This window comes from Crossiella sp. SN42 (assembly GCF_023897065.1).
In the GTDB taxonomy this organism is placed as follows: Bacteria; Actinomycetota; Actinomycetes; order Mycobacteriales; family Pseudonocardiaceae; genus Crossiella.
Genome location: NZ_JAMHIV010000047.1, coordinates 44196 through 55970 on the forward strand (window position 1 = coordinate 44196; position 11775 = coordinate 55970).

Sequence of the window (11775 nt, forward strand, 5' to 3'; positions counted from 1 at the left end):
GATTGGACCCGACCGAGAGGTGGCGCGCGCAATGAGCCAGGCGACCGATCCCGAGACTCCGGGCTTGTCCAGAAGGACCGTGCTGACCGGAGCGGGCGCGCTCGTGCTCGGTATGGCGGTTCCCGCCAGGCTGACGGCGGCGCACGCGGCGACAGCCAGCAGGCGGGTGGTCTACAACATGAACCCGGACTGGCGGTTCATCAAGCAGGACATCGCAGACGCGCACGTGCCGTCGTTCAACGACTCGGCGTGGGCCACCGTGAGTGTCCCGCACACGTTCAACGACGTGGACTCCTTCGACAACCACATCGGCAGCTCCGGTGAGTCGGCTGTCGCGATGCAGCCGGTGTGGTACCGCAAGCGGTTCACGCTGCCCGCCGAACACGCCGGGCAGAAGGTGCTGCTGGAGTTCGAGGGGGTCCGGCAGGCGGCCACGGTCTACGTCAACGGCACCAAGGCCGGGCTCTACGAGAACGGCGTGGCGCCGTTCGGCTTCGACATCACCGATCAGGTGCGCTTCGGCGCGGAGAACCTGATCGCGGTGAAGGCCGACAACACCAAGTGGCGGCCGGAGGAAGCCACCGGCACGCCGTTCCAGTGGGACAGCCGCGACTTCAACCCCACCTACGGCGGGCTCACCCGCAACGTGCGGATGTACGTGGTGCCGAAGACGTACTTCACGCTGCCGCTCTACACAAACCTGCGCACGACCGGCTCCTACGTCTACGCGAGCGCGATCAACGTCTCGGCGGGAACCGCGACCGTCACCGTCGAGGCCCAGGTCCGCAACGAACAGCCGGCCGCGCGCACCATCACCGTCGCCGCGAACGTCATCAGGCCGGACGGCACGGTGCACGCGACCATCACCGGTTCGCCGGTGAGCCTGGCCGCCGGCGCGACCCAGGTGGTCAAGCTCTCCCAGCAGATCAGTGGGCTCGTCTTCTGGGAACCGGGTCGGCCCCACCTCTACACCGTGGAGCTGGTGCTCTCCGAAGGCGGTGTGGCACAGGACTCGTTCCCGGTCATCACCGGGTTCCGCAAGACGGAGTTCCGCGGCGGCGCGACCAGTGGCGGCGTCTACCTCAACGACAAGCACGTCTTCCTCACCGGGTACGCGATCCGCGCCACCAACGAGTGGGCCGTCATCGGCGGCGCGGTGCCCGACTGGATGACCGATCTGGACGGGAAGCTGATCCGGGACAGCAAGGCAAACCTGATCCGCTGGATGCACATCGCCGCCACCCCGGCCAACATCCGGATGACCGACAGCTGCGGCATCGTCTCGATTCAGCCGGCCGGGGACAAGGAGGCCGACAAGACCGGCCGGCAGTGGGACCAGCGGGTCGAGCTCATGCGGGACGTGATCATCTACTTCCGCAACAACCCGAGCATCCTGTTCTGGGAGGCCGGCAACAACTGGATCACCGCTGCCCACATGACCCAGATGACCAACCTGCGCAAGACCTGGGACCCGCACGGCGGACGGGTGATGGGCTGCCGGGCGATCTCCGACAACCCCGCGTACGGAGGCAGGGCCGCGGTGGATGCCGCCGAGTACGTCGGCACGATGCTCAACCGGCACTACTCGGACTACTCCCGTGACCGCAAACCGATCATCGAGTGCGAGTACACCCGGGACGAGGCGCCGAGGCGGGTCTGGGACAAGTACTCACCGCCGGACTTCGGCTACCAGACCGGGCCGGACGTCACGTACCACCACACCTCCGAAGACTTCGCCGGCCCGCACGCCGCCGCCACCCGCCACGAGTTCTGGGGACAGCGCATCCAGGGCCCTGGACCGCGCCGCTACGCCGGCGCCGCCGCCCTGATCTGGGCGGACTCCAACCAGCACGGCCGCCAGTACAACTGGGAGTGCTGCCGCCTGTCCGGCCGGGTGGACGCGGTGCGCATTCCCAAGGAGTCGGCGCACACCTACCGGGTCATGCAGAGCGACACCCCGGACATCCACATCATCGGGCACTGGACCTATCCGGCGAACACGACCAAGACCATGTACGTCATGGCCTCCGCCCACGTCCGGCGGGTGCGGTTGCTGGTGAACGGCGCCGAGGTGGGCAACGACACCTCGGCCACGAACGACTTCCTGTACTCGTTCTCCGCCGTCCGCTGGCAGCCCGGCACGATCACCGCGATCGGGTACGACGCGGGCGGCCGAGAGGTCGTCCGCACCGAGAAGACGACCACCGGAGCCGCCACCGCGCTCCGGCTGACCCCGTACACGGCCCCCGGCGGACTGCGCGCGGATGGCAGCGACATCGCGTTCTTCGAGGTCGAGGCGGTCGACGCGCAGGGCCGCCGGATGCCGACCCATCAGGCCCGCGTCGACTTCACGCTGGCCGGACCCGGCCGTTTCCTCGGTGGCTTCAACCCCGGCAAGCCTGGAAGCGTCCACAAGTCCTCTGTGGACACCGAGGCGGGCGTCAACCGGGTCTTCGTCCGCGCTTCGCGGACCGCGGGCACGCTCATCCTGCGCGCCACCGCGAGCGGCCTGACCGCCGCCACCGCCGGCATCGACTCGATTCCGTTCACCACCACCGGCGGCCTGACCACCCTGCCGCCGGCCAGAGGAGCGCGGTAGGAACGGCGGGGTCTGTCCTTCCTGCTCGTGACGTCGCGGTTCCCGTTGCCGCGAATGGTGACGGTGGTGCGGCCGGAATCGCGCGTCGTCCGCCGTTCCGCGCTGGTTTCGCCTCTCAAAATTCAAACGTTTCATCCAGCGAAGAAGGTGGAGCGCGTGCGCAGACGGCAGTTCCTGAAAACATCAGCGGCCGGGCTGTCGGCGACGGTGTTGCCCATCGGCTTGGCGCGGGCCGAGCCAGCCTCGCAGGCGAGCGGGTTGCGCGTCGTGCGCACCACCGTGGAGTACGCGGAAACGTTGCTGGGCACCGATGTCACGGCACCGCGGCTCGCCTGGGTGCTTGCCGCGGACGGCACCGGAGCTCGGCAGAGCGCCTACGAGATCCAGGTCGGCACGGTCTCCGGGGGCTCGGACGTGTGGCAGTCCGGCCGGGTGGAGTCAGACCGCACAACAGGAATTCCCTACGGCGGTGGGGAGTTGCGGCCGCGCACGCGTTACCACTGGCGAGTCAGGGTGTGGGACGGCGACAACCGGCCGTCCGAGTGGAGCACGAACAGCTGGTGGGAGACGGCGCTGCTCGGCACCCGATGGCAGGCGCGCTGGATCGGCGCGCAAGCCGCCACCAGAGAGCAGCCCGCGCCGTTGCTGCGCAAGGAGTTCACGCTCAGCAAGCCCGTCTCGCGCGCCCGGCTGTACGTGAGCGGCCTCGCCTACCACGAGACCGAGATCAACGGCAGCCGTGTCGGCGATCGGGTGCTCGATCCCGGCTTCACCGACTACGACATCACCGTCCTGTACGCGGTGCACGACGTGACCGGGCAGGTTCGCACCGGCCGCAACGCCATCGGGGTGACCCTGGGCCGCGGCTTCTACGGGATGAAGACGCCGAACACGTGGCAGTGGGAGCGCCCGTCGTGGCACGACGAGCCGAAGCTGCTGGCACAGCTCGAGATCGACCACCCGGATGGCACCCGCACCACCATCGCCTCCGACGAGTCGTGGCGCATGACCTCCGGACCGACGCTGGTGAACTGCCTCTACCTCGGCGAGACCTACGACGCCCGGCGCGCGCCGAGGGACTGGACGAAACCGGGCTTCGACGACAGCGCATGGCAGCGCACGCCCATCCGGCCCGCTCCCAGGGGCACGCTGAAAGCCCAGGAGCACGAACCGATCCGCGTGATCGAGTCGGTCATCCCGGTCACGATCACCCGGCCGAGGCCGGGCGTGTTCGTGGCCGACATGGGGCGCACGATGTCCGGTTGGACGCGGCTGTCCGTCCGGGCGTCCGCGGGCACCGTCGTGCGGCTCAAGCACGGCGAGACGCTGAACTCCGACGGCACCGTACGCATGGTCAACGGCCACGTGGCGGGCAACCGCGACCAGGTCGACGAGTACGTCTGCGCGGGCGGCGGCGAGGAGACGTGGGAACCGAGGTTCTCGTACAAGGGTTTCCGTTACGTCGAGGTGACGGGTCTCGCCGCGGCGCCGCGGTTGCAGGGCCGGGTGGTGCACTCGGACGTTCCGTCGGTGAGCACGTTCCGGTGCTCGGAGCCGCTGTTCGAGCGCTACGACGCCGCGATGCGCCGCACGGTGCTGAACAACCTGCACGGCATCCCCACCGACACGCCGACCTATGAGAAGAACGGCTGGACCGGCGACGTGCAGGTCGGCGCGCCGTCGATGCTCGCCGAGTTCGGCATGGCGAAGTTCTTCACCAAGTGGGTGGACGACCTGGCGGACAGCCAGAACTCGGTGGGACAGCTGCCGGTGATCGTGCCGAGCGGTGGCTGGGGCTACCGTGAGCTCGCACCAGCCCCGGAGTGGACGACGGTCTATCCGTTCCTGCTGCGCGAGATGTACCGGGTCTACGGCGACGACCGGCTGGCGGCACAGCACTGGCCGGTGCTCACCCGCTACCTGGACTGGGAGATCGGCAGGCTGCGCGACGGGCTCGCGGTCACCGAGCTCGGCGACTGGGTGCCACCCGGCTCGGATGGTCTACCGCCGGAGGACACCCGCCTCACCGCGACCGCGTACCTGTACCGCGCGCTCGTGCACGCCGCCGAGCTCGGAGAGGTGATCGGCAAACCGGTTCCGCGCTACCGCCAGGTCGCCGCGAGCCTGCTCTCGGCCTTCAACCGGACGTTCCTCGACCGCGGCGGCTACTACCGCACGGCAAAGGATCCCGGCTACCGGCAGACGTCCAACGCGGTCCCGCTCGCGTTCGGAATGGTGCCTTCCGGCTCGGTGCGGGCAGTGGCAGACCGGCTCGCCGCCGAGGTCAGGTCGAACGGCAACCACGTCAACGTCGGCTGTCTCGGCGCCAGTGTGTTGCTGAAAGCGTTGACCGACAACGGGCACGCCGACGTCGCGCACGCGGTGGCGACCGAGCGGACCTACCCCAGCTGGGGGCACTGGTTCAACAACGGCGCCGACACCATGTGGGAGAAGTGGGACACCGGCACCCGTTCGCGTAACCACTACTTCAAAGGCACCGTCGTGCAATGGCTGTACGAGCATGTCGCCGGGTTGCGGCCGGGGGACGCGGGCTACCGGACGTTCACCGTGCGACCGGACGCCACCAGGGTGTCGTGGGCGCGGCTGGAGTTCATGAGCGTGCGGGGACCCATCTCCGTGGCGTGGGAGAAGGTCGACGGCGTGCTGAGGCTGACCGTCGAGGTGCCGGTCGGTTCGACGGCGGAGGTGCACGTGCCGGCCAAGGCCGGCTTCAAGGTCGTGTCCGTGCCACACGGGAAGTGGAGCTTCACCGGAGGCGATAGCGCGGCGGCGGTGACTGCCGTACCAGCGACCTGAGGCCGGCGAGCGTGCCGTGGGCCGCGCCCACGGCACGCGCCCGCATCTGCCGATGGCCGGCTGCGTGGTCAAGGCAACGGTCGCGGTAGAACACCGCCACGAACAGCTCGTCCACGCAGGCAGTCCAGCAATGTCCCCAGGAAGTGTCCGGAATGGACGATTAGGCGCTGGTCGACCAGATCCTCGGTGGGTACGTCCCAGGCCGGAGCGTGCAGGGAAAGACGGCGTCACCGGGCGAGAGCAACCCGGCGCCGCCGCCATGGTGCGGCAAGTCCGAGCTCGTGCCCCTGCACGCGGCGCAACGGCTGCCGGAGAACCTCACCGTGGACGAACCCGCGCTGGCCGCACCCATCGTGTGAGCGCGGGCGAACTCACCGCGCGCACGTCAACGTGGCTATCCACAGTTGACGATCCTTCGTGACCTCTTGACCGAACAGCCTGCCACCAGGAAGCTGTCAGCACGGAGCAGACCGATCGGTCTGTTCTCGTAGTCGTTTCGCAGTGTTAACAATGCTTCCGTCGTGGGAGGTTGATGCTTGTAGCCCGATCCGTGCCGAACGCGAAGGAGCGCACAACCGAAGACCGGGAATCCGCCTGGCTCGATCCGGCCGCAGGGCCGGTGAACCCGGCCGCATTCCACTGCCTGCTACCACGCCGTGCCCATCCCGGCGTGGAATCTTCGCGTGCCGCCGGGCCGCGACCGGCCGTCAAATATAGTGAACCAGCCATTCCACTGCACTGCCGGCCCGGAAAATCCCACAAAACCGCCCAATTCCGGCTAACCCCGGCCACCCGGGCAGAGCACGTTTTCCGCTGCTCAGGGCGTTTGAGACGCCCCGAACAAGAACCGCGACAGCGACCACAAGCAGTCGATACCCGGCTGCGCGTCAGCCTCCGGCGGATTGTCGGATATCCGCCACTTTGACGCACTGGCCCACCACCGTGCGTCCGTTGCCAATAACGCAGAGCAAGGGATCGCAAGAAACGGCGTACGAGCCCCCCCTGCCACACGGCAAAGGTTTTCATTAGACCCAGTCGGGTGTATTGTTGGGGCAACAACAGAAATGACTCTGAACCGCACTTAGTAGGACCTGACTGGGGATTTCACCAGATCATCGGACTTTCCGAGGCCTCCGGGCGGACTGGCCTTGATCGAATTCTTGAAAGGGACTCGATGAGGTTCGAAATTCTCGGCCGACTGCGGGTGGCAAGTCAGGCCGGGCCTCAGTTCCTGACCGCACCCAAACGGGAGGTGGTACTCGCCACCTTGCTCCTCCGCGCGAACCAGGTGGTCTCGGTGGAGAAGTTGGTCACCGAGGTGTGGGGGCAGGTGCCGCCGCGCACGGCCACCGCCGCGCTGCACGTGCACGTCTCCCAGCTGCGGAAGTACCTGGCCGAGTCCTGCGGGCTGGACAACCGCATCCTCACCTGCTCCCCCGGCTACCTCATCCGGGTCGGTCCGGGCGAGCTCGACCTGGACGTCTTCCAGGCCGAGGTGGCGCGCGGCCGGGAGCTGGTGCGCGGCGGCAGGCACGAGGAGGCGGTGGCGGTGTTCCACACCGCGCTCGCGATGCTCCGCGAACCCGCGCTGAACGAGATCAACGGCGGCAGCATCATCACCTCCTTCCTGTCCTGGCTGGAGGAGGTGCGGCTGGAGTGCCTGGAGCTGCTCGTCGAGTCCAAGCTGGCGCTGGGCTGGCACCGGGAACTGGTCAGCCACCTGCACAGCCTGGTGCGGGAGGACCCGCTGCACGAGGGTTTCTGCCGGCTGCTGATGCTGACCCTGTACCGGTGCGACCGGCGGGCCGAGGCGTTGCAGGTCTACCAGAACGCGCGCGCGGTGCTGCGCCGCGAGCTGGGGCTGGAGCCGTGCCGGGCGCTGAGCGACCTGCACCGCGCGATCCTCACCGCCGACGAACGGGTGTCCAGCTTCTGCACGGGCTGATCCGCTGAGCGGAACCGTGGTGCGCGGCTCCGGCCGGCCGGGGCAGGACCCGGTCGGCCGGAGCCGCGCGGCGCTCAGCCCTGGCGGCTCAGCCGCAGGTTGGCCCGGAACCGCTTGCGCGGGATCTCACCGCGCAGCTCGCGGGTGCCGACCAGGCCCATCAGCGAGCCGCGGGTGCCCACCGCGTACAGCGACTGCCAGCGCCCCTCCAGGATGGCCTGCACGTCGATCCAGCCGCTGGTGCGCACCTCGCCGCCATCGGGGAAGGTGATCGTCTCCTGGTAGTAGGCCATCAGGTGCCCGTCGCTGCTGCGCTCCAGCACCTTCCAGCCCGCGCCGGCGATGGTGCACACCGCGGTGCCCTCGGCGTCGGTGACCACGCTGTCGTAGGTGTTGTGGTCGCCGAGGCCGGGGCCGGGCGGGTTGACCGCGTGGTAGCGCAGGTCGACGTCCTCGGTGAGGTCCAGCAGCACCAGGGACTCGGTCTCGGCCGGGGTGATCACGGTGGACACTGCGCCGGCGAAGCCGGGCACGGGGTCGGCGATCGACATCGTGTTCCTCTCCTCTGTTGTCAACGTTGTGCGCTCGTCCCGGCGGGTCACCACTGGACGGGCAGCGCTTCCAGGCTGCGGATCTGCGTGCCGGGCACCCAGGGCAGCGCCGAGGGGTCGCCCGCGATCCGCAGGTCCGGGAATCGGGTCAGCAGCGCCGAAAGCGCTTCCTGCATCTCCATCCGGGCCAGCGCGGCGCCGGTGCAGAAGTGGGTGCCGTGCCCGAAGGACAGGTGCGGGTTGTGTGTGCGGGTGATGTCCAGGACCTCCGGGTTGTCGAAGACCGCGGGGTCGCGGTTGGCGGCGGCGAAGCCGGGCAGGATGGCGTCCCCGGCGCGGATGGTGGTGTCGTGCAGGCTCACGTCCTCGGTGGCGTAGCGGGCGAAGCCGGCGTGCGCGATCAGCGGCACGAACCGCAGCAGCTCCTCCACCGCGGCGGGCATCAACTCGGGACGCTCGCGCAGCAGCCGCAGCTGCTCCGGTGACTGCAGCAGCAGGAAGGTGGCCGAGCCCAGCTGCGAGCCCGGGGTCTCGTAGCCGCCGATGAGCAGCAGGTAGATCAGGCCGACCAGTTCCTCCTCGGTGTAGCTGCCCGCCCGGTCGGCGGCCTGCAGCATCGCGGTGACCAGGTCGTTGCCCGCCTCCTGGCCGCGACGGGAGCGCACCAGCCCGGCGAGGTAGTCGTTGAGCTGACCCAGCAGCACCGGCACCTCCTCCGGCGAGTCGGCGCGGTGGAAGAAGGCCTGGATCCACCGGTGGAAGCTGATCCGGTCCTCATACGGCACGCCGAGCAGCTCGCAGATCACCTTGCCCGCGTACGGCACGGTGAACTCGCCGATCAGGTCGGCGGGCCCGCCGCCCGCGGCCATCTCATCCAGCAGCTCCTCGGCGAAGCCGCGGGCGATCGGCCGCATCCGGGCGATGTTGCGGCTGCTGAACGGCGCGGCCACCAGCTTGCGCAGCCGGGCGTGCTCGGCGCCGTCCAGGTTGACGAAGCTGGAGCCCAGCGGGATCGGCGCGACCCTGGCCTCGTCGTGACCTTCCGGCACGACCCGGCTGAACCGCGGATCGCTCAGCGCCGCGCGGATGTCCTCGTGCCGGGTCAGCAGCCAGGCGTCCTCGCCGTAGGGCGGGGTCATCCTGGCCACCGGGCAGCGCTCGCGCAGCTCGGCGTAGCGCGGGTCGACGGTCAGCCCCTCGAACGGGGTGAACTGGAAGTTCTGGGTGGTCATGGTGCGGTCCTTCCGGGCTCAGGCGCCGAGCTGGTTGTCGATGAAATCGAAGAGTTCGTCGTCGGAGGCGGTGTCCACGACCGCCGGTGACGTCTCGTCCTGGGGGTGCGGCCCGAGCAGCCGCCTGCGCGCCTGTTCCCGCTGCGCGGCGGTGAGGCCCTCGGCGGCCAGCGCCGTTTCCAGCGCGGCCAGCGCCTGCTCCAGCGCCGCGCCGGGATCGGCCGCAGGCACCAGCCGGGCGTGCAGGTGCGCGGCCAGCGCGGCCGGGGTCGGGTGGTCGAAGACCAGGGTGACCGGCAGGGCCAGCCCGGTCTCCGCGGCCAGCGCGTTGCGCAGTTCCACCGCGGTGAGCGAGTCGAAACCGAGCTTGCCCAGTTCCTGCTCCACCTCGACCTCCCGGCCTGCCGGGTAGGCCAGCGCCGCGGCGATCCGGCGGCACACCAGCGCGAGCACCTCGGCCCGCTGCTCCGCCGCGGGCAGCCCGGCCAGCCGGTCCAGCCGGTTCTGCGCACTCGCCACGGCCGCCGGTTGCGTCGGCCGGGGTGCCAGCGACCGGAGGATCGGCGGCACCACGTCGAGCTGCCGCAGCGCGAACCTGGCCGGGACCAGCTCGGCCCGGTCCGTGCCCACCGCCCGGTCCAGTGCCTGCTGGATGTCCACAGTGGACAACAGTTCGATGCCGCGGGCGGCGAGCCGGGTCCGGTCGGCCTCGGCCAGTCCCGCGCCCATGCCGCCCTCGCCCCACAGCCCCCAGGCCAGCGCGACCCCCTGGCGTCCCTGGGACCGGCGCAACCGCACCAGTTCGGTCAGCGCGCCGTTGGCGGCGGCGTAGTTGACCTGGCCCGCGCCACCGAGGACCGCGGCCAGGGAGGAGAACAGCACGAACAGCTCCGCCTCGGGGGCCAGCTCGTGCAGGTGCCAGGCGGCGGCGACCTTGGGCGCGAACACCGCGGCCACCCGCTCCGGGGTCTGATCGGCCAGCAGGGCGTCCGCCAGCACCCCGGCGGTGTGGATCACGCCCCGCACCGCCACCCCGTCCAGGGCCGCGGCCAGCTCGGCGCGCACCGCCACGTCACAGGCCTTGACCAGCACCGAGGCCCCGGCCTCGGTCAGCTCGGCGACCAGCTCGGCGGCTCCGGGCGCGGCCGGCCCCCGCCGCCCGAGCAGCACCAGCTCCCGCACGCCCCAGGCGTGCACGGCGTGCCGCGCGGCCACCCGGCCCATCCCGCCGGTGCCGCCGGTGATCACCAGCGCACCGCCCGGCCAGACCACCTCGGGCAGTTCCTCGGGCAACCGCACCAGCCGCGGGGCCTGCACGACCCCGCCGCGCACGCGAGTGTCCACTTCGGACCCGAGCGCGGCGGCCAGGCCCGGGGAGCCGTCCCACTCCAGCACCGCGAACCGCCCGGGGTGCTCCAGCAGCGCCGAGCGGACCACCGCGCGGGCCACCTCCGCGCCGCCGGTGGCCAGCACGGTGAGCGTGGCCCCGTCCCAGCGCGGTTCAGCGGTCCAGCGGCGCAGCACCGCCAGCAGCTCGTTCACCGCGGTTTCCAGGCTGTCGCCGGGGGTCCACGGCAGCAGCACGGGTTCGCCGGTCCAGTTCAGGGCGTCCAGGTCCAGGTGTTCGGCCACCGGGATCCCGTCCGCGCGCAGCCTGGCCACGACATCCTCCGCAGCGCCGAGCACCGACACCAGGGTCGGTGCCACCGCAGGGACCGGCGCCCAGTCGACCGCGTGCAGCAGCCCCGGCACCCGTCGCTCCCCGTCGCCACGCCGCCGCATCCGGCGGGTGGTCAGGGTGCCCACCCGCAGCACCAGGTTCCCGGCCGGATCGGTGGCGGTGATCGCGACCGAGTCCGCCCCGGTCCGGGACAGCCGCACCCGCACCGCGCGGGCCCCGGCCGCGCCGAGAGTGACGCCGTGCCAGGCGAAGGGCAGCAACAGGTCCCCTGCCACCAGGTCCACGGTCAGCGGGTGCAGGGCCGCGTCCAGCAGGGCCGGGTGCAGCGCGTGCGGCCCGATCTCAGCGCCCGGCGGCAGTTCCACCTCGGCGAGCAGATCGCCGCCAGAGCGCCACATCGCGCGCAGGCCGCGGAAGGTCTCACCGTAGCCGTAACCCAGTCCGGCCAGCCGGTCGTACAGTCCGGACACGTCCACCGGTTCCGCGTCGGCCGGCCAGTCCGGGGACGGCGCCACGGCGCCTGCCGGGCGCAGCACACCGGTGGCGTGCGCAGTCCAGGGCTGCTCGGGGGCGGAGCGGGCGTACAGCGTGCAGCGCCGCCGCCCGGACTCGTCCGGCTCGTGCACCACGAACTGCGTCTCCACCGCGCCGGTGCCCGGGATGACCAGCGGGCTGCGCAGCACCAGCTCCTCGACCTGGGCGCAGTCCAGCTGCCGGCCCGCGTGCAGCGCCAGCTCCAGGATCGCCGCGCCGGGCAGGATGGCCTCGCCGTCGATGACGTGCTGTGCCAGCCAGTCCGCGCTGCCCCGGTGCAGCCGGGCGGAGAGCACCAGCCCGGAACCATCGGCCAGCAGCACCGGGTCACCGGCGAGCGGGTGCACGGTCGCCGGGGCGGCCTCCAGCCAGAAGCGTTCACGCTGGAAGGGGTAGGTGGGCAGGTGGATCGGTGC

7 protein-coding genes are annotated in these 11775 nt (G+C 70.7%); 4 read left to right on the forward strand and 3 right to left on the reverse strand.

All coding sequences use genetic code 11. The annotated features are described in order from the left end of the window. Window positions 1-64 precede the first annotated feature (64 nt). The 4 genes from M8C13_RS39845 to M8C13_RS39860 all read left to right on the forward strand — a co-directional run bounded on the left by M8C13_RS39845 (window position 65) and on the right by M8C13_RS39860 (window position 7361). Window positions 65-2599, forward strand: coding sequence for a sugar-binding domain-containing protein (locus tag M8C13_RS39845; protein ID WP_252486007.1), 2535 nt, complete (start codon window positions 65-67; stop codon window positions 2597-2599). Window positions 2600-2755: 156 nt separating this feature from the next. Continuing rightward, window positions 2756-5416 carry a glycoside hydrolase family 78 protein gene (locus M8C13_RS39850; RefSeq protein WP_252486008.1) on the forward strand — a complete coding sequence of 887 codons (2661 nt, stop codon included), beginning with the start codon at window positions 2756-2758 and terminating at the stop codon, window positions 5414-5416. A gap of 209 nt (window positions 5417-5625) precedes the next feature. After that, entirely contained in the window at window positions 5626-5775 is a 150-nt protein-coding gene (locus tag M8C13_RS39855) for a hypothetical protein (RefSeq protein WP_252486009.1), read from the forward strand. 815 nt (window positions 5776-6590) lie between these two features. Further along, the gene (locus M8C13_RS39860; RefSeq protein WP_252486010.1) at window positions 6591-7361 is read left to right on the forward strand and encodes an AfsR/SARP family transcriptional regulator; all 771 of its coding nucleotides are present in this window, start codon (window positions 6591-6593) and stop codon (window positions 7359-7361) included. 74 nt (window positions 7362-7435) lie between these two features. Here the strand turns inward: M8C13_RS39860 and M8C13_RS39865 are convergent, their stop codons facing one another. The 3 genes from M8C13_RS39865 to M8C13_RS39875 form a co-directional block, all read right to left on the reverse strand. Further along, a complete protein-coding gene (locus M8C13_RS39865) occupies window positions 7436-7912 on the reverse strand; it encodes a hypothetical protein (protein WP_252486011.1) in 477 nt (158 codons plus the stop codon). 47 nt (window positions 7913-7959) lie between these two features. Continuing rightward, window positions 7960-9144: a cytochrome P450 gene (locus tag M8C13_RS39870; RefSeq protein ID WP_252486012.1), complete on the reverse strand. Its 1185-nt coding sequence runs from the start codon at window positions 9142-9144 to the stop codon at window positions 7960-7962. Window positions 9145-9162: 18 nt separating this feature from the next. Then, window positions 9163-11775, reverse strand: a 2613-nt coding sequence (locus M8C13_RS39875; protein ID WP_252486013.1) for a type I polyketide synthase, incomplete at its 5' end; no start/stop codon positions are given.